At 71.8% G+C, this 19,184-nt stretch carries 15 protein-coding genes; 12 read left to right on the top strand and 3 right to left on the bottom strand.

Annotated elements, in window-relative coordinates; translation table 11 throughout:
* The first annotated feature begins 1 nt into the window (after position 1).
* The 10 genes from nuoE to nuoN are packed head-to-tail and all read left to right on the top strand — an operon-like array spanning position 2 to position 13,113.
* Positions 2-874: an NADH-quinone oxidoreductase subunit NuoE gene (gene nuoE, locus ACF1BH_RS18855; RefSeq protein ID WP_391643663.1), complete on the top strand. Its 873-nt coding sequence runs from the start codon at positions 2-4 to the stop codon at positions 872-874.
* A complete protein-coding gene (nuoF, locus tag ACF1BH_RS18850) occupies positions 874-2,229 on the top strand; it encodes an NADH-quinone oxidoreductase subunit NuoF (RefSeq protein WP_391643571.1) in 1,356 nt (451 codons plus the stop codon). The genes nuoE and nuoF overlap by 1 nt, the downstream gene beginning before the upstream one ends.
* On the top strand, positions 2,226-4,736 hold the full coding sequence (locus ACF1BH_RS18845) for an NADH-quinone oxidoreductase subunit G (protein WP_391643570.1): 2,511 nt from the start codon (positions 2,226-2,228) through the stop codon (positions 4,734-4,736). Before nuoF ends, ACF1BH_RS18845 begins: the two co-directional genes overlap by 4 nt.
* Entirely contained in the window at positions 4,733-6,127 is a 1,395-nt protein-coding gene (gene nuoH / locus ACF1BH_RS18840) for an NADH-quinone oxidoreductase subunit NuoH (protein WP_391643569.1), read from the top strand. The genes ACF1BH_RS18845 and nuoH overlap by 4 nt, the downstream gene beginning before the upstream one ends.
* A complete protein-coding gene (gene nuoI / locus ACF1BH_RS18835; RefSeq protein WP_391643568.1) occupies positions 6,087-6,737 on the top strand; it encodes an NADH-quinone oxidoreductase subunit NuoI in 651 nt (216 codons plus the stop codon). The genes nuoH and nuoI overlap by 41 nt, the downstream gene beginning before the upstream one ends.
* Positions 6,734-7,588 (top strand): NADH-quinone oxidoreductase subunit J, encoded by an 855-nt coding sequence (locus ACF1BH_RS18830; RefSeq protein WP_391643567.1) that lies wholly within the window; start codon positions 6,734-6,736, stop codon positions 7,586-7,588. Before nuoI ends, ACF1BH_RS18830 begins: the two co-directional genes overlap by 4 nt.
* Complete coding sequence (gene nuoK / locus ACF1BH_RS18825; protein WP_143940879.1) at positions 7,585-7,884, top strand: NADH-quinone oxidoreductase subunit NuoK; 300 nt, start codon at positions 7,585-7,587, stop codon at positions 7,882-7,884. The genes ACF1BH_RS18830 and nuoK overlap by 4 nt, the downstream gene beginning before the upstream one ends.
* Before the next feature lie 13 nt (positions 7,885-7,897).
* The gene (nuoL, locus tag ACF1BH_RS18820; RefSeq protein ID WP_391643566.1) at positions 7,898-9,790 is read left to right on the top strand and encodes an NADH-quinone oxidoreductase subunit L; all 1,893 of its coding nucleotides are present in this window, start codon (positions 7,898-7,900) and stop codon (positions 9,788-9,790) included.
* Between the two features lie 3 nt (positions 9,791-9,793).
* Positions 9,794-11,464, top strand: coding sequence for an NADH-quinone oxidoreductase subunit M (locus ACF1BH_RS18815; RefSeq protein WP_391643565.1), 1,671 nt, complete (start codon positions 9,794-9,796; stop codon positions 11,462-11,464).
* 5 nt (positions 11,465-11,469) lie between these two features.
* Positions 11,470-13,113: an NADH-quinone oxidoreductase subunit NuoN gene (nuoN, locus tag ACF1BH_RS18810; RefSeq protein ID WP_391643564.1), complete on the top strand. Its 1,644-nt coding sequence runs from the start codon at positions 11,470-11,472 to the stop codon at positions 13,111-13,113.
* Positions 13,114-13,190: 77 nt separating this feature from the next.
* On the opposite strand, the gene ACF1BH_RS18805 is transcribed toward nuoN, so the two are convergent.
* A complete protein-coding gene (locus ACF1BH_RS18805) occupies positions 13,191-13,670 on the bottom strand; it encodes a hypothetical protein (protein ID WP_391643563.1) in 480 nt (159 codons plus the stop codon).
* A 148-nt stretch (positions 13,671-13,818) separates the two neighbouring features.
* Positions 13,819-15,021, bottom strand: a complete 1,203-nt coding sequence (gene fahA / locus ACF1BH_RS18800) for a fumarylacetoacetase (RefSeq protein WP_391643562.1) — start codon at positions 15,019-15,021, stop codon at positions 13,819-13,821.
* Between the two features lie 498 nt (positions 15,022-15,519).
* Between fahA and ACF1BH_RS18795 the strand changes: the two genes are divergently transcribed.
* A complete protein-coding gene (locus tag ACF1BH_RS18795) occupies positions 15,520-16,533 on the top strand; it encodes a polyprenyl synthetase family protein (RefSeq protein ID WP_391643561.1) in 1,014 nt (337 codons plus the stop codon).
* Positions 16,534-16,810: 277 nt separating this feature from the next.
* Positions 16,811-18,100 (top strand): outer membrane lipoprotein carrier protein LolA, encoded by a 1,290-nt coding sequence (locus tag ACF1BH_RS18790; RefSeq protein WP_391643560.1) that lies wholly within the window; start codon positions 16,811-16,813, stop codon positions 18,098-18,100.
* Between the two features lie 58 nt (positions 18,101-18,158).
* On the opposite strand, the gene rarD is transcribed toward ACF1BH_RS18790, so the two are convergent.
* Entirely contained in the window at positions 18,159-19,121 is a 963-nt protein-coding gene (rarD, locus tag ACF1BH_RS18785) for an EamA family transporter RarD (RefSeq protein ID WP_391643662.1), read from the bottom strand.
* Between the last annotated feature and the right edge of the window lie 63 nt (positions 19,122-19,184).

The following is a 19,184-nucleotide window of genomic DNA, read 5'->3' as shown; positions in this document are numbered from 1 at the left end:
CATGCCCTCGCTCCCCGCCCCCGACTACCCGGACGACGTCCGCACCCGGCTGGAGGCCGACGCCGCGGAGGTGATCGCCCGCTACCCCGGCTCCCGCTCCGCGCTGCTGCCGCTGCTCCACCTCGTCCAGGCCGAGGAGGGGCACGTCACCCGCACCGGCATCCGCTTCTGCGCCGGCCAACTCGGGCTGACCACCGCCGAGGTCACCGCCGTCGCCACCTTCTACTCCATGTACCGGCGCGCGGACGGCGGCGACTACCAGGTCGGCGTCTGCACCAACACGCTCTGCGCGGTGATGGGCGGCGACGCCATCTTCGAGCAGCTCCAGGAACACCTCGGCATCGGCAACGGCGAGACCACCGAGGACGGCGCCGTCACCCTCGAACACATCGAGTGCAACGCCGCCTGCGACTACGCGCCCGTCGTGATGGTGAACTGGGAGTTCTTCGACAACCAGACCCCGCAGTCCGCCAAGCGCCTCGTCGACGACCTGCGCGCCGGACGCACCGTCGAACCCACCCGCGGCGCCCCGCTGTGCACCTTCAAGGAGACCTCCCGGATCCTCGCCGGATTCCCCGACGCGCGCCCCGGCGCCGTCGAGGCCACCGGCGGCGCCGGGCCCGCCTCCCTCATCGGGCTCCGGCTGGCCAAGGGCGAGGCGGCACCGGGCCGCGGCGCCGACCACGTCATCGCGCCGCGCGCCACCGCCGACGGCGGTGAGCACACCGCAGACCACCCGCCGGGCGAACCGCCGTCGGGCGCCCCGGGCGAGCAGGCGTCCCCGGCGCACCCCAGCTCCCACGACGCGCCTCAGCAGACCTCGGCCTCCGACGACCAGTACCCGGCCGGGCCCGAAGCCGAGGAGGGGAAGTGATGACGGTGGCAGCCGAGGTCGACGAAACCAGCCCGCAGAAACTCCTCGCGCCGGTGCTCTCCGCCTTCTGGGACCAGCCCGGCTCCTGGACCCTGGACACCTACCGCCGCCACGACGGCTACGAAGGTCTCCGCAAGGCCCTCGCCATGGCCCCCGACGACGTCATCGCGTACGTCAAGGACGCGGGGCTGCGCGGACGCGGCGGGGCCGGCTTCCCCACCGGCATGAAATGGCAGTTCATCCCGCAGGGCGACGGCAAACCGCACTACCTCGTCGTCAACGCCGACGAATCCGAACCGGGCACCTGCAAGGACATCCCCCTCCTCTTCGCCAACCCGCACTCCCTCATCGAGGGCATCGTGATCGCCTGCCACGCGATCCGCTCGAACCACGCCTTCATCTATCTGCGCGGTGAGGTCGTCCCCGTCCTGCGCCGGCTGCACGAGGCGGTGCGCGAGGCGTACGCGGCGGGCTTCCTCGGCAAGGACATCCTCGGCTCCGGCCTCGACCTGGACGTCACCGTGCACGCCGGCGCCGGGGCGTACATCTGCGGTGAGGAGACCGCGCTGCTCGACTCGCTGGAGGGCCGTCGCGGACAGCCCCGGCTGCGTCCCCCCTTCCCCGCGGTGGAGGGCCTGTACGCCTGCCCCACCGTGGTGAACAACGTCGAGTCCATCGCGTCGGTTCCCGCCATCCTCCACCGCGGCAAGGACTGGTTCCGCTCGATGGGCAGCGAGAAGTCGCCCGGCTTCACGCTCTACTCCCTCAGCGGCCATGTCGCGAGCCCCGGCCAGTACGAGGCGCCGCTCGGCATCACCCTGCGCCAACTCCTCGACATGAGCGGCGGGATGCGCCCCGGTCACCGCCTGAAGTTCTGGACTCCGGGCGGCTCCTCCACCCCGATGTTCACCGAGGAGCACCTCGACGTCCCCCTCGACTACGAGGGCGTCGGCGCCGCCGGATCGATGCTCGGCACCAAGGCCCTCCAGTGCTTCGACGAGACCACCTGCGTGGTCCGCGCGGTCACCCGCTGGACGGAGTTCTACGCCCACGAGTCCTGCGGCAAGTGCACCCCCTGCCGTGAGGGCACCTACTGGCTCGTCCAGCTGCTCCGCGACATCGAGGCGGGCAAGGGCCGGGCGAGCGACCTCGACAAGCTCAACGACATCGCCGACAACATCAACGGCAAGTCGTTCTGCGCCCTCGGCGACGGCGCCGCCTCGCCGATCTTCTCCTCCCTCAAGTACTTCCGCGAGGAGTACGAGCAGCACCTGTCCGGCAGGGGCTGCCCCTTCGATCCCGCCAGGTCGACCGCCTGGGCCGACAACGACGCTCACCTGGGGGTGAACGCATGACCGTCACCACGAATGCCCCCCACAACGGGGGCGGCGAGGCGGCGAAACCGCCCGAGGACCTCGTCACGCTGACGATCGACGGCGTGCAGCTCTCCGTCCCCAAGGGGACCCTGGTCATCCGCGCCGCCGAACTCCTCGGCATCGAGATCCCGCGCTTCTGCGACCACCCGCTGCTCGACCCGGCGGGCGCCTGCCGCCAGTGCATCGTCGAGGTCGAGGGCCAGCGGAAGCCGATGGCCTCCTGCACCATCACCTGCACCGAGGGCATGGTCGTCAAGACGCAGCTCACCTCGCCGGTCGCCGAGAAGGCCCAGCGCGGCGTCATGGAGCTGCTGCTCATCAACCACCCGCTGGACTGCCCGGTCTGCGACAAGGGCGGCGAGTGCCCGCTGCAGAACCAGGCGATGCAGGTCGGCGACCCGGAGAGCCGTTTCGAGGGCCGCAAGCGGACGTACGAGAAGCCGGTCGCGATCTCCACGCAGGTCCTGCTCGACCGGGAACGCTGCGTGCTGTGCGCCCGCTGCACCCGCTTCAGCAACCAGATCGCCGGCGACCCGATGATCGAACTGATCGAGCGCGGCGCCCTCCAGCAGGTCGGCACCGGCGACGGCGACCCGTTCGTCTCGTACTTCTCCGGCAACACCATCCAGATCTGCCCGGTCGGCGCCCTCACCTCCGCCGCCTACCGCTTCCGCTCCCGCCCCTTCGACCTGGTGTCGTCGCCGAGCGTCTGCGAGCACTGCGCCGGTGGCTGCGCCACCCGCACCGACCACCGCCGCGGCAAGGTCATGCGCCGCCTCGCCGCCGACGACCCCGAGGTCAACGAGGAGTGGATCTGCGACAAGGGCCGCTTCGCCTTCCGGTACGCGCAGCAGCGCGACCGGCTGGAGAGCCCCTTCGTCCGCAACGCCGACACCGGTGAACTGGAGCCGGCGAGCTGGCCCGAGGCGCTGGCCGCCGCGGCCCGCGGGCTGGCCGCCGCCCACGGCCGCACCGGCGTGCTGACCGGCGGCCGCCTCACCGTCGAGGACGCCTACGCGTACGCCAAGTTCGCCCGTACCGTCCTCGGCACCCACGACATCGACTTCCGGGCCCGTCCGCACAGCGCCGAGGAGGCCGACTTCCTCGCCTCCCGCGTGGCCGGGCGCGGCCTCGATCTCGACGGCGGGGGAGTCACGTACACCGCGCTGGAGCAGGCGCCCGCCGTCCTGCTCGCCGGGATCGAGGCGGAGGAGGAGGCGCCCGGCGTCTTCCTGCGGCTGCGCAAGGCGCACCGCAAGCGCGGCCAGCACACCTACGGGCTCGCCCCGTACGCCACCCGCGGACTGCTCAAGACCGGCGGCACGCTGCTGCCCGCCGCCCCCGGCACCGAGACCGAATGGCTCGACGCGCTCGCCGGGGGCGTCGGCCTCGACGGCGACGGGCGCGAGGCCGCCGAGGCGCTGCGCGCGGAGGGCGCCGTCCTCGTCGTCGGCGAACGCCTCGCCACCGTGCCCGGCGCCCTGACCGCCGCGATCCGCCTGGCCACCGCCACCGGCGCCCGCCTGGTGTGGATCCCACGGCGCGCCGGGGAGCGCGGCGCCGTCGAGGCGGGCGCCCTGCCCGGGCTGCTGCCCGGCGGCCGCCCCGCCACCGACCCGCGGGCCCGCGAGGAGACCGCCGCGATCTGGGGCGTCGCCGAGCTGCCGGCCGGGCACGGGCGTGCCACCGGCGAGATCGTCGAGGCCGCGGCCTCCGGTGAGCTGGGTGCCCTGCTCGTCGGCGGCGTGGAGGTCGCCGACCTGCCCGATCCGGCCCGCGCCACTGCCGCCCTCGACGCCGTCGGCTTCCTGGTCAGCCTGGAGCTGCGGCCGTCCGCCGTCACCGACCGCGCCGACGTCGTCCTCCCCGTGGCCGCCGTCGTCGAGAAGGACGGCACCTTCCTCAACTGGGAGGGCCGGGCCCGGATGTTCGAGGCCGCGCTCAAACCGGACCAGATGACCCGGCGCCACCTCCAGGCCGACGCCCGGGTCCTGCACATGCTGGCCGACGCGCTCGGTACGCCGCTGGGGCTGCCCGATGTGCACGCCGTCCGCCGGGAGCTGGACCGCTTCGGCGGGCGCCGCGGCCCGTACGCCGCCGACCCGCTGGCGACCGGCCGCCCGGTGCCGCGCCCCGAGCCGGGCGAGGCGGTGCTCGCCGGGCACCGTCTCCTGCTCGACCAGGGAAAGCTCCAGGACGGCGACGAGGCGCTGACCGGCACCCGCCATCCGGCCGCGGCGCGGCTCTCCGCCGCCACCGCGCAGGAGACCGGCGTCGCCGACGGCGAGCTGCTGGCCGTCACCGGCCCGTCGGGCACCGTCCGGCTGCCGCTGCACATCACGCCGATGCCCGACCGGGTCGTCTGGCTGCCGCTGAACTCCACCGGCGGTGGTGTGGCGGCCGACACCGGCGCGCGCCCCGGTGAACTGGTCACGATCGCCGCCGTCCCCGGTGCCCCGGCGACGGCCGAGGAGGTGGACGCATGATGCCGCAACTCGCCCTCGGCACCACGGCGCTGGCCCAGGAAGACCTGTCGATGTTCGGCCGCGACCCGTGGTGGCTGATCCTCATCAAGGCGGTCTTCTGCTTCGCCTTCCTGATGCTGACCGTACTGTTCTCCATCGTCTGGGAGCGCAAGGTCGTCGCCTGGATGCAGCTGCGCATCGGCCCCAACCGGCACGGCCCGTGGGGCATGCTCCAGTCCCTCGCCGACGGCATCAAGCTGATGCTCAAGGAGGACCTGGTCGTCAAGCGGGCCGACAAGGCGGTCTACATCCTCGCGCCGGTCGTCGCCGCGATCCCCGCCTTCATGGCCATCGCGGTGATCCCCTTCGGCCCCGCGGGCAACGAGATCTCCATCTTCGGCCACCGCACCCCGATGCAGCTGACCGATCTGCCGATCGGCGTCCTCTACATCCTCGCCACCGCCTCCGTCGGCATCTACGGCATCGTCCTCGCCGGCTGGTCGTCCGGCTCGACGTATCCGCTGCTCGGCGGGCTCCGCTCGTGTGCGCAGATGATCTCGTACGAGATCGCGATGGGCATGTCGTTCGCGGCGGTCTTCCTCTACTCCGGTTCGATGTCGACGTCGACGATCGTGGAGTCGCAGCAGAGCCGCTGGTACGTGCTGCTGCTGCCGGTGTCGTTCATCATCTACATCGTCGCGATGGTCGGTGAGACCAACCGCGCGCCGTTCGACATGCCGGAGTCCGAGGGCGACCTCGTCGGCGGCTTCAACACCGAGTACTCGTCCATCAAGTTCGCGATGTTCATGCTCGCCGAGTACATCAACATGGTCACCGTCTCGGCCGTCGCCATCACCCTCTTCCTCGGCGGCTGGCGCGCCCCGTGGCCGGTCTCCACGTTCTGGGAGGGCGCCAACCACGGGTGGTGGCCGCTGTTGTGGTTCACCCTCAAGGTGCAGCTGTTGCTGTTCTTCTTCATCTGGTTGCGCGGCACGCTGCCCCGGGTCCGCTACGACCAGTTCATGAAGCTGGGCTGGAAGGTCCTCATCCCGGTCTCGCTGCTCTGGCTGATGCTCGTCGCCACCGTCCGCGCCCTGAAGAACGAGGGCCAGGACTTCCAGCAGATCGTCCTGTACGTCGCCGGAGCCGCCGTCGCCCTGCTGCTGATCTCCCTGGTCGCCGACTTCTTCCGGCGCGGCTCCGCACCGGACGGCAAGGAGCCGGACGGCGCGGAGGACGGCGCCTTCGACCCGATGGCGGGCGGTTTCCCCGTTCCGCCGCTGCCCGGACAGGAGGTGCCGCCGGTGCCGCGCCGACGGCCGCGCCATGAGCGCGAGTTGATTGTCAGTGGTCGGGTGGACACTGTCAGTGATGTTGAGGGAACGGACGGAAAGGGGGGCGACGGTGCCTGAGTTCCAGAACCCTGTGGCCGGCTTCGGCGTGACCTTCAAGGCCATGTTCAAGAAGCGGCTGACCGAGCAGTACCCGGAGGAGAAGAAGCCGACGGCGCCCCGCTTCCACGGCCGCCATCAGCTCAACCGCCACCCGGACGGCCTGGAGAAATGCATCGGCTGCGAGCTGTGCGCCTGGGCCTGTCCCGCCGACGCCATCTACGTCGAGGGCGCCGACAACACCGATGAGGAGCGCTACTCCCCGGGCGAGCGGTACGGCCGCGTCTACCAGATCAACTACCTGCGCTGCATCCTGTGCGGCCTGTGCGTGGAGGCGTGCCCGACCCGCGCGCTGACCATGACGAATGAGTACGAGCTGGCCGACAGTTCCCGCGAATCGCTCATCTACACCAAGGAGGAGCTGCTCGCGGGCCTGGAGGACACCATGGTCGACACCCCGCACGCGATCTTCCCCGGGATGACGGAGAAGGACTACTACAGGGGCCTCGTCACCGAGGCCGCCCCCGGCACGGTCCGTCAGACCGCCCACAGCAAGGGCGAGATGCCGCAGGAAGCGGCCCACACCACCGGGGAGAACGAACCGGCAGCCCCGGAGGTGATCGAACGATGAACTCCCTCGCCGCCGCGGCCTCTACCGGCGAGGCCGTGCAATTCTGGATCCTCGGCACCGTCGCCGTCGTCGGCGCGCTCTGCACGATCCTGATGAAGCGCGCCGTCCACAGCGCCCTCTCGCTCGCCGGCACCATGATCGTCCTGGCGGTCTTCTACCTCGCCAACGGCGCCTACTTCCTCGGCGTCGTCCAGATCGTCGTCTACACCGGCGCGATCATGATGCTCTTCCTCTTCGTCGTGATGCTTGTTGGTGTCACCGCCGCCGACTCCCTCAAGGAGACGCTGAAGGGCCAGCGCTGGCTGGCCGCCGCGCTGGGGATCGGCTTCGGCATCCTCCTCATCGCCGGTATCGGCAACGCCTCGTTGAAGGAGTTCAACGGCCTGGGCGACGCCAACGCCGGGGGCAACGTCCAGGGCCTGGCCGCCCTGATCTTCACCAAGTACGTCTTCGCCTTCGAGGTCACCGGCGCCCTGCTGATCACCGCGGCCGTCGGCGCGATGGTCCTCACCCACCGCGAGCGCACCGAGCGCACGCCGTCCCAGCGGGAGCAGTCGCTGGCCCGCATCAAGGACGGCAAGCAGGTCACACCGCTGCCCGCCCCCGGTGTCTACGCCCGCCACAACGCCGTCGACATCCCGGGCCTGCTGCCCGACGGCACCCCGTCCGAGCTGACCGTCAGCCCGACGCTCCGCGAGCGCGGCCAGCTCCGCGACGTCTCCCAGGAATCCCTCGCCGAGCTGAAGGCCCTGGAACAGCGCTCCCGGGAATGGCTCGGCCGCGGCGGCTCCGAGCCCCCGGCCGCCCCGGCCACCACACCGGCGGCACCGAAGGAGGAAGCCGGAAAATGAACCCGGTCCACTACCTCTACCTCGCCGCCCTGCTGTTCACCATCGGCGCGGCCGGCGTGCTGATCAGGCGGAACGCCATCGTGGTGTTCATGTGCATCGAGCTGATGCTCAACGCCTGCAACCTCGCCTTCGTCACCTTCTCCCGTCTGCACGGCAATCTCGACGGCCAGATCATCGCCTTCTTCACGATGGTCGTCGCCGCAGCCGAGGTCGTCGTCGGGCTGGCGATCATCGTGACGATCTTCCGCACCCGTCATACGGCCTCGGTCGACGACGCCAGCCTGATGAAGCTGTAAGGGGTCGCACAAAGTGGAGAACTTGATCGCGCTGCTCATCGCGGCACCGCTGGTCGGTGCGGCCCTGCTGCTGTGCGGCGGAAAACGCCTCGACCGCACCGGCCACTGGATCGGCACGCTCCTCGCGGTCGTGTCCTTCGCCGTCGCCGCCGTCCTCTTCACCGGCATGCTCGGCCGGGCCGCCGATGACCGCGCCCTGCACCAGCACCTGTTCACCTGGATCCCGGTCGGCGGCTTCCGTGCCGACGTCGCCTTCCAGCTCGACCAGTTGTCGATGACCTTCGTCCTGCTGATCACCGGGGTCGGTTCGCTGATCCACCTCTACTCGGTCGGCTACATGGCGCACGACGAACGGCGCCGCCGCTTCTTCGGTTATCTCAACCTCTTCCTCGCGGCGATGCTGCTGCTCGTCCTCGCCGACAACTACCTTCTGCTCTACGTCGGCTGGGAGGGCGTCGGCCTCGCCTCGTACCTCCTCATCGGCTTCTGGCAGCACAAGCCCAGCGCGGCCACCGCCGCCAAGAAGGCATTCCTCGTCAACCGCGTCGGCGACATGGGCCTCTCCATCGCGATCATGCTGTTGTTCACCACCTTCGGCACCTTCGCGTTCGGCCCGGTCCTCGACGCCGCGGGCACGGCGAGCCCGGCGGGCGAGGGCAAGATCACCGCCATCGCGCTGATGCTGCTGCTGGCCGCCTGCGGCAAGTCCGCCCAGGTGCCGCTGCAGTCCTGGCTCGGGGACGCGATGGAGGGCCCGACCCCGGTCTCCGCCCTCATCCACGCCGCCACCATGGTCACCGCGGGCGTCTACCTCATCACCCGCTCCGGGCCGCTCTTCGACGCCGCGCCCGCGGCCCAGACCGCCGTCGTCGTGGTCGGCGCCGTCACGCTCCTCTTCGGTGCGATCGTCGGTTGCGCCAAGGACGACATCAAGAAGGCCCTCGCCGGGTCCACGATGTCGCAGATCGGCTACATGATCATGGCCGCCGGGCTCGGCCCGATCGGCTACGCATTCGCGATCATGCACCTGGTCACCCACGGCTTCTTCAAGGCCGGGCTCTTCCTCGGTGCCGGTTCCGTGATGCACGGCATGAACGACGAGGTCGACATGCGGCGTTACGGCGGACTGCGCAAGCACATGCCGGTCACCTTCATCACCTTCGGCCTGGGCTATCTCGCCATCATCGGGTTCCCCGGTCTCTCCGGCTTCTTCTCCAAGGACAAGATCATCGAGGCGGCGTTCGCCAAGGGCGGCACCGAGGGCTGGATCCTCGGCGGCGCGGCCCTCCTCGGCGCCGCGATCACCGCGTTCTACATGACCCGCGTGATGCTGATGACCTTCTTCGGCGAGAAGCGCTGGGATCCGAACGAGGTCCATCCGCACGAATCCCCGAAGACCATGACCATCCCGATGATCGTCCTCGCCTTCGGATCGGTCTTCGCCGGCGGCCTGTTCAGCGTCAACGAAGCCTTCGTCCGCTGGCTGGAGCCCGTCACCTCCCTCGCCCACGGCCAGCCGCCGTTCGGTGCGACGGTCACCACCGCCGCCACCGTAGTCGTCCTTCTCCTCGGCGTCGCCGCCGCCTGGCTGATGTACGGCCGCAAGCCGGTACCGGTCACCGCGCCCCGCGGCTCGGTGCTCACCCGCGCCGCCCGCCGCGACCTCCTCCAGGACGACTTCAACCACGTCGTCCTGGTCCGCGGCGGCACCCACCTGACCGACACCCTCGTCCGCCTCGACCACACCCTCGTCGACGGCGCCGTCACCGGCACGGCCGTCACCATGGGCGGACTCTCCGGACTCCTGCGCCGGCTGCAGAACGGCTTCGTCCGTTCCTACGCCGCCCAAATGGTCGGCGGGGCCGCCGTCCTCGTCGCCGTGACCCTGCTGATGAGGGGTGTCTGACCCGTGGCAGATCTCTCGTTCCCCCTGCTGACCTGCGCCGCGGCGCTCCCGGCGGTCGGTGCCGTCGTCACCGCCGCGCTCCCGGCGGCCAGGCGCACCGCCGCCAAATGGGTCGCCCTGCTCTTCTCCCTCGCCACCTTCGCGATGGCCCTGGTCATCGCGTTCCGCTTCGACCCCGGCGCCAAGGGACCGTTCCAACTCACCGAGTCCCACGCCTGGATCGCCGACTTCGGCGTCCGCTACGAACTCGGCGTGGACGGCATCGCGGTCGCCCTGATCGCCCTGACGGCGCTGCTCATCCCGTTCGTCATCCTCGCCGGCTGGCACGACGCCGACACCCTGGAGGAGGTGCGGCCCAACCGCCGCTGGCGTCCCACCCAGGGCTTCTTCGCGCTGATCCTCGCCGTCGAGGCGATGGTGATCCTCTCCTTCGAGGCCACCGACGTCTTCCTCTTCTACCTCTTCTTCGAAGCCATGCTCATCCCGATGTACTTCCTCATCGGCGGCTTCGGCGACGGCGCGAGCGGCGCCGACGAGAGCGAGGCGGCGGCCCGGCGGGCGAGCGCCGCGGTGAAGTTCCTGCTCTACAACCTCGCCGGCGGCCTGATCATGCTCGCCGCGGTCATCGGCCTCTACGCCGTCACCGCCGACCAGCTCGGCACCGGCACCTTCTCGCTCCAGCAGATCGTCCAGGCGCGCGCCTCCGGTCATCTCACCCTCGGCACCGGCACCGAACGCCTGCTGTTCCTCGGCTTCTTCTTCGCCTTCGCGGTGAAGGCGCCGCTGTGGCCGCTGCACACCTGGCTGCCGGGCGCCATGGGCGAGTCGACCTCTCCCGTCGCCGTGCTGATCACCGCGGTGGTCGACAAGGTAGGCACCTTCGCGATGCTCCGCTTCTGCCTCCAGCTCTTCCCCCAGGCCAGCAGCTGGGCCACCCCGGTCATCCTGGTCCTGGCCCTGATCAGCATCCTCTACGGCGCGCTGCTCGCCGTCGCCCAGCGGGACATCAAGCGCCTGATCGCCTACGCCTCGATCTCCCACTTCGGCTTCATCATCCTCGGCATCTTCGCCATGACCTCCCAGGGCCAGGGCGGCGCCACCCTCTACATGGTCAACCACGGCATCTCCACCGCCGCGTTGATGCTGGTCGCCGGGTTCCTCATCAGCCGCCGCGGCTCCCGCCTCATCGCCGACTACGGCGGGGTGCAGAAGGCCGCGCCGCTGCTCGCCGGCACCTTCCTCGTCGGCGGTCTGGCCACGCTGTCACTGCCGGGCCTCGCCCCGTTCGTCAGCGAATTCCTCGTCCTCGTCGGCACGTTCAGCCGCTATCCGGTCATCGGCATCATCGCCACCGCCGGCATCGTCCTCGCCGCGCTCTACGTCCTTGTCCTCTACCAGCGGACGATGACGGGCCCGCCCAAGGACGAAGAGATCCGCGTCCTGCCGGACCTGCGCGTCCGCGAGCTGGTCGTCGTCGGTCCGCTGATCGCCCTGCTGCTCTTCCTCGGCGTGTACCCCAAGCCGCTGACCGACCTCGTCAACCCCGCGGTCGACCACACCCTCTCCGTCGTGGACAAGCAGGACCCCAAGCCCGAGGTGCGGGTGGACGCGGTGCCCGGGCACCACCGGGCCGGTCAGCCCGCGCACCACCACGATGCGGAGGCCGCGAAGTGAACCCCGTGACAGACATCCACACCCTGTGGACAACGGCGGCCGAGGTGCCCGGGAGGATCCCGGCCCCGCACATCGAGTACGCCCAGCTCTCCCCGACGCTGATCGTCCTCGGCGCCGCGATCGTCGGCGTCCTCATCGAGGCGCTCCTGCCCCGCCGCCACCGCCACACCGCGCAGCTGCTGCTCTCCGTCCTGGCGCTGGCCGCCGGCTTCGCCGCGGTCATCGGCCTCGCCGCGGGCGGCTTCGCCACCACCAAGGCGCACCTCGCGGCGATGGGCGCCCTCGCCGTCGACGGCCCCGCGCTCTTCCTCCAGGGCACCATCCTCCTGGTCTCCCTGGTCGCGGTGTTCACCTTCGCCGAGCGCCGCCTCGACCCGGCGGCCCACGGCAAACGCGTCGACTCGTTCGCCGCTCAGGCGGCCGCCGTGCCCGGCGGCACGGCCGAGCAGGCGGCGGTCAAGGCAGGGTTCACCACCACCGAGGTCTTCCCGATCCTGCTGTTCGCCGTCGGCGGCATGCTGATCTTCCCCGCCGCCAACGACCTGCTGACCCTCTTCGTCGCGCTGGAGGTCTTCTCCCTCCCGCTCTACATCCTCTGCGCCCTCGCCCGCCGCCAGCGCCTGCTCTCCCAGGAAGCCGCCCTCAAGTACTTCCTGCTCGGCGCGTTCTCCTCGGCGTTCCTCCTCTTCGGCATCGCCCTGCTCTACGGCTACGCCGGCACCGTCACCTACGCGGGTATCGCCGAGGTCATCGCGGACGGCACCAAGCAGATCGACCCGGCCCTCGCCGGCACGATGGGCAACGACGCGCTGCTGCTCATCGGCGGTGCGCTCGTCCTGATGGGCCTGCTCTTCAAGGTCGGCGCCGTCCCCTTCCACATGTGGACGCCGGACGTCTACCAGGGCGCTCCGACCCCGGTCACCGGCTTCATGGCCGCCGCCACCAAGGTCGCCGCCTTCGGCGCGCTGCTGCGGCTGCTGTACGTCGTACTGCCCGGGATGCGGTGGGACTGGCGGCCGGTGATGTGGGGCGTCGCCATCGTCACGATGCTGGGCGGGGCGATCGTCGCCATCACCCAGACCGACATCAAGCGGCTGCTGGCGTACTCCTCCATCGCCCACGCCGGGTTCATCCTGGCCGGTGTCCTCGCGACCACTCAGGACGGCATCTCGTCCGTCCTCTTCTACCTCGCCGCGTACTCCTTCGTGACGCTCGGCGCGTTCGCCGTCGTCACGCTCGTCCGCGACGCCGGGGGAGAGGCGACGCAGCTGTCCAAGTGGGCGGGGCTCGGCCGCCGTTCACCGCTGGTCGCCGCGGTCTTCGCGGTGTTCCTGCTGGCCTTCGCCGGGATCCCGCTGACCTCCGGCTTCGCCGGGAAGTTCGCCGTCTTCAAGGCGGCGGCGCAGAGCGGTGCCGGCTGGCTCGTCGTCATCGGTGTGCTGTCGTCGGCCATCGCCGCGTTCTTCTACATCCGCGTGATCGTGCTGATGTTCTTCCACGAGCCGAAGGCGGAGGGCCCGACGGTCGCGGTGCCCAGTCCGCTCACCACGACCGCCATCGCCTTCGGGGTCGTGGTCACGCTGGTGCTCGGTCTGGCGCCGCAGTACTTCCTCGATCTCGCGGGGCAGGCGGGCACCTTCGTCCGCTGACCCGCCGACCCGACCGCACACGGCCGCCGCCCGGCCCCTTCCGCAGGGGCTGGGCGGCGGCCGTGTGCGGACCGGGCTCAGCCGCCGTTCGGGGCGCCGCTGGGCAGCTCCGGCAGGTCGGGGATCTTCACCTTGCCGTCCGCCGAGCGCTGGTACTTCTCCGTCGGGCCGCCCTTCCAGCTGACGGTCAGGCTCTTGCCGTCCGCGGCGGGCCTGAGGGTGCCCATGGTGCGGCTGGTGTCGCCGTCGGTGCACTTCAGCGCCACCATCGACATACCGCCCATCTGCTGGACCTTGCCCAGGCACCCGGCCTTATGGCCCCGGCTGAGGGCGGCCGTGCCGTTCTTGAACACCAGGATGAGCGGCTCGCCGCCCTCCTCGGTCTCCCAGGCGCCCTCCACCGCCGTGCCCTCGGCGGGCTTGCCGCCCGCGTCGGGGGCCGACGACGCGGGCTTCCCCCCGGCCGGCTCGTCCTCGGAGCTGCCGCTGCTGCCGCAGCCGCTGAGCAGCATCGCGGCGAGGGCGGCCGCTCCGGCGATCTGCGCTGCCTTGCGCACCTACGTCTCCTCGTTCGGTGGTGAGTTGGGAAGCCGTGAGGCTAGCAGGAGGGGTGTGGAGACGAGGTGACGATCGTGCGCCCGTCGCCGCCACCGCTTCCGCCTCCGTCCTCGCCCACGGGGCCGGGCCAGCCGGTCGGACGGAGGGTCAGGGCGCCGCCGGAGCAGGCAGGATGCGGCCGGTGACCTCGCCCAGGCCGACGCGGGCACCGTCCGGGCCGGGGGCCCAGGCGGTCAGGGTGACCTCGTCGCCGTCCTGGAGGAACGGGCCCTTGCCCTCGGTGAGTTCGAGGAGGCAGCCGCGCTGGTCCGGCTCGGGGCCGGAGACCGTACCGGAGGCGTAGAGGTCGCCGGTGCGCAGGGAGGCGCCGTTGACGGTCATATGGGCCAGTTGCTGGGCGGCCGTCCAGTACATCGAGGCGAACGGGGGCCGGGAGACAGTCTCGCCGTTGATCCGCACCTCGATGCGCAGGTCGATGCCGCCGGGCTCGGCCGCCGCGTCGTCGAGGTAGGGCAGCAGCGGGAAGTCACGGGCGGGCGGGGCGGTGCGGGCGTCGTCGAAGGCGTCGAGCGGGGTGATCCACGCGGAGACGGAGGTGGCGAAGGACTTGCCGAGGAACGGGCCGAGCGGGACGTACTCCCATGCCTGGATGTCGCGCGCGGACCAGTCGTTGACCAGGCAGACGCCGAAGACGTGGTCACGGAACGACTCCAGGGCGACCGGCTCGTGGAGCGTGGAGGGGGCGCCGACGACGAAGCCGACCTCGGCCTCTATGTCGAGCCGGCCGGAGGGGCCGAACGTCGGCGCCGCATCGGCGGGGGCCTTGCGCTGGCCCCGGGGACGGACGACAGGGGTGCCCGAGACGACGACCGTGCCGGCGCGGCCGTGGTAGCCGATCGGCAGATGCTTCCAGTTCGGCGGGAGGGCGGCGCCGTCCGGGCGGAAGATCTTGCCGACGTTGGTGGCGTGGTGCTCGCTGGCGTAGAAGTCGACGTAGTCGGCGACGTCGAAGGGCAGGTGGAGGGTGACGTCGTCCAGGGGGTGCAGCAGCGGGGCGACGGCGGGGCGGTGCGCGGGGTCGGTCAGCGCGGTGCGGATGGCGGCCCGGACCTCCGTCCACACCGGCCGTCCGGCGGCCAGCAGGGGGTTGAGGGTCGGCGCGCCGAGCACCTCGGCGTGGGCGGGGCGCAGCGGCTCGGGCAGCGCGCTCAGATCGAGGACGTGCCGGCCGAAGCGGACGCCGAGGCGGCGCACCGCGGGCTCCGCGGCGGTGCTGAACACGCCGTAGGGCAGGGTGTGCGGGCCGAAGGGGTCGCCTTCGGGGAGGTCGAACGGGCTCTGCTCGGACATGACAGCTCCTCGCGTTCGTCGTCACCGACGGGCACGGCGTGGTGGCCCCGCCCGCCCGGCCGGTGGCCGTGGGGTCGATCAGCAGACTACGGCCCGTCCCGCGTCCGCCGCGGGCCCTGTGGACAACTCCCCGGGTGCCTGCTCAGGCGGGTGAGCGGGGCGGGGCGGCGGGCGGACGGGCTCCGCCCGCGCACCGCCCGCACGGAGACGGAGTCGCACCGGGTGGCCGGGCCCGCGCACCGCCCGCACGGAGCCGCACCGGGCGCCCGGGCTCGTCCCGGTTCCCGTCCGGTCGAGGTCCGCACCCTCGTCCGAATCGCGTCATAGAGGGGAAAAAGGGGCCTCGGAACATACCGGGCACAGGGCTGGTCGGCTGCCGATGGGGTTCGGGGGGCGGGCGCTCACGGTGATCGAACTGGGACCGGATACGCTGGCAGGCGGTGGAGACAGCGACAGATCGACATTCCGTTTGATCGTCAGCAGACAGGAGTACCCCTCGTGACCGTCGTCGGGCCCTTCGGGCTGAGCGTGCGGGACCAGGCTCTTGAGGCCGATGTCCAGGCCGGGTTGGCGGCTGTCGAGGAGGGCCTGCTGGAGGCCACCAAAAGCGACGTGCCGTTCATCACCGAGTCCGCACAGCATCTCGTCCGCGCGGGCGGCAAGCGGTTCCGGCCGCTGCTCGTCACGCTCGCCGCACAGTTCGGCGATCCGTACGCCCCCGGCGTCGTGCCCTCGGCCGTCGTCGTGGAGCTGACGCATCTGGCGACGCTGTACCACGACGACGTGATGGACGAGGCGGACGTGCGCCGCGGCGTGGCCAGCGCCAACGCCCGCTGGGGCAACTCCCTCGCCGTCCTGACCGGCGACTTCCTCTTCGCCCGGGCCTCGCACATCCTCGCCGACCTCGGGCCCGACGCGGTCCGCATCCAGGCCGAGGCGTTCGAGCGGCTGGTGACCGGCCAGATCCTGGAGACCGCGGGGCCGCGCGACGGGCGCGACCCGGTCGACCACTACCTCGACGTCCTCGCCGGCAAGACCGGTTCGCTGGTCGCCGTGGCCTGCCGGTTCGGCGCGATGATGTCCGGCGCCGACGAGAGCGCCGTCGACATCCTCACCCAGTACGGCGAACGGCTGGGCACCGCCTTCCAGCTCGCCGACGACGTGCTCGACATCGCCAGCGACTCCCACGAGTCCGGCAAGACGCCCGGCACCGACCTGCGGGAGGGCGTCGCCACGCTGCCGGTGCTGCATCTGCGGGCCCGCGCCGAGGGCCCGTCCGGCACCGCCGAGGACCGTGCCCTGTGCGAGCTGCTCGCCGGTGACCTCACCGACGACGCCCGGCACGCCGAGGCGCTCGCCGCGCTCCGCGCCCACCCCGCGCTGGAGCAGGCCCGCCGCGACACCGTCCGCCGCGCCCAGGAGGCCCGCGCCGTGCTGGCGCCGCTGCCGGACTGTACGGCGAAGACGGCGCTGGAGAGCCTCTGCGACGCCGTGGTGCACCGGGCCGGCTGACCGGGAGCGGCGCGCCGCGTCCGGCCCCGGGGACCGGACGGCCCGCCTCCCGTTGCCCCGGTCTCAGGGGCCGTGTCACCCTCCCGGTGGAGGTGTGCCGCCGTGCGCTGACCGGATGTCATACCCCAGCAGGAGGACGGGTTGGCTCCGTGGGTTGACGCGGCGCGCCGGTCGTTTTGGTGGGATGAGATCACCACAACGCGGCGGTACGGCCACGAAGGGGCCCGGGGGACCGGTGCGCAGCGCGGGCCCGCCGCTCATGACCGGAGGTAGGCACATGCCACGGAACGAACCGACAGACGCCACCGCGGGCCGCCCGGTCCCGGAGGGGGACGTCCCGGTGAAGCGCCGCAAGGCCGTCCGGTACGGGGTCCCCGTCGCGGTGGCGGGGGTGGTCGCGGCGACGGTCGGGCTGGTCCCGGCGTTCGCCGGATCCGGCTCACCCGATCTGCCGAAGCTCACGGCGCAGCAGCTCCTCGCCAAGATGGCCGGCTCCGACACCCAGCAGCTCTCCGGCACCGTCCGCGTCACCACGGACCTGGGCCTGCCGTCGCTGCCGGGCGCGGGTGGCGCGCTGCCGGGCCTCGGCGGCGCGGGCGGCTCCGGCGAGGGCGACGGCGGCGCCCCGCAGTCGCCGCGGAACAAGCTGATGGAGCTGGCGTCCGGCGCCCACACCCTGCGCGTCGCGGCCGACGGCCCCGACAGACAGCGCGTCACCTTCGTCGACGGCCGCGCCGAGTACAGCCTGATCCACGACGGCGACCGCAGCTGGGCGTACGACGGCGGCAGCAACACCGCCGTCCGCTCCGAGCGGCCCAAGGGCGCGGCGCACGCTCCGCGGCCCGGTGCGGGGCTGCCGCGGGATCTGGCCGGGGCCACCCCGCAGGAGCTGGCCCGGCAGGCGCTGAAGGCCGCAGGGGACACCACCTCCGTCACCGTCGGCTCCACCGAGAAGGTCGCCGGGCGGGACGCGTACCAGCTGGTGCTGACGCCGAAGCAGTCCGGATCGACCATCGGATCGGTCCGGATCGCGGTGGACGCCGCCAACGGTGTGCCGCTGAAGTTCTCGCTGCTGCCCCGGAGCGGCGGCGCCCCTGTCGTCGACGCGGGCTTCACCACCGTCGACTTCGCCCGCCCGGCCGCCTCGTCGTTCGCCCCGCCCCGCGGCGCGAAGATCGTCGACGGTGCACAGCTGCACCCGGGCGGCAAGGGGCACGGCTCGCAGGGGCCGCACGGCTCCAAGGGCTTCGAGGGCTTCAAGGAGTTCCGCGGCGAGAAGGGCCGGCAGAACACCACCGGCCCGCACGGTGTCACGGTCCTCGGCAAGGGCTGGACGGGCGTCGCCGTGCTCAAGGGCGGGGGCTCCCTGCCGACCGGCAAGGGCGGTGCGGCGGCCTTCCTCGACAGCCTCGGCGAGAAGGTCCACGGCGACTTCGGCTCCGGCCATGTCTTCAGCACCCGCCTGGTCAACGCCCTGATGACCGACGACGGCACGGTCTACGTCGGCGCCGTCGACCGGCAGACCCTCGTGAAGACGGCGAACGCGGCCCGCACAGCCGCCAGGTAGGCCCTCGGTCCCGGGGGCGCGCGACGCGGTACGGCGCGCCTCCGGGGCGGTACGGGGCTCAGGCCGACGGCTCGTCCGCAGCCGCGGACAGCGCGGCCCCGGCCTTCTCGCCGGGGTGGTCCGCGGCCACCGTGGCCGCGCCCGCCGCGACCGCGGCTCCGGCGCGTCGGCCGGCGGCCGCCACCGCTGCCCGCGCGGTGCGGGCGGTCCGCAGCGCGTCCCAGGTCAGCAGGGCCAGCGCCAGCCACACCAGCGCGAAACCGGCCCACCGCTCCGGCGGCATCGACTCGTGGAAGACCAGCAGGCCCAGCGCGAACTGGAACGTCGGCGCCAGATACTGCAGCATCCCGATCGTCGTCAGCGGCAGCCGGACCGCCGCGGCACCGAAGCAGATCAGCGGCACCGCCGTCGCCACCCCGCACCCCGCGAGCAGCAGCGCCGTGCCGATGCCGTCGCTCACGAACACCGAGTCGCCGCGTACGCCGAGGAAGACCAGGAAGCCCACCGCCGGTACGAACTGCATCGCGGTCTCCGCCGCGAACCCGTCCACGCCGTCGAGCTTGATGCCCTTCTTCAGCAGCCCGTACGTCGCGAACGAGAAGGCCAGCACCAGCGAGATCCACGGCACCCGGCCGTAGGCGACGGCCATCACCAGCACCGCGAGGGTGCCCACGCCCACCGCCGTCCACTGCAACGGCCGCAGCCGCTCCCGCAGCACCAGCACCCCGAAGGCGATGCTGACCAGCGGATTGATGAAGTACCCGAGTGACGCCTCCAGGACGTGCCCGGCGTTCACCGCCCAGATGTACAGGAACCAGTTCACGGAGATGACCGCCGCGCACCCCGCGACCAGCGCCAGCCGGCGCGGCTGCCGCAGCAGCGGACGCACCCACGACCAGCGGCGCAGCACCACCAGGATGAGCGCGGCGACCGGCAGCGACCACGCCATGCGGTGCGCCAGGATCTCGGCGGGCGAGGCGGTGTCCAGCAGATGCCAGTAGAGGGGCAGCAGCCCCCACATGCCGTACGCGGCGAGACCGTACGCGAGCCCTGTGCGCTGTGTGTTCCCGGACTCCAAAGGACC

It is taken from the genome of Streptomyces sp. NPDC014733 (genome assembly GCF_043083385.1).
Lineage (GTDB): Bacteria > Actinomycetota > Actinomycetes > Streptomycetales > Streptomycetaceae > Streptomyces.
This window is presented reverse-complemented; position numbering and strand designations above follow the sequence as displayed.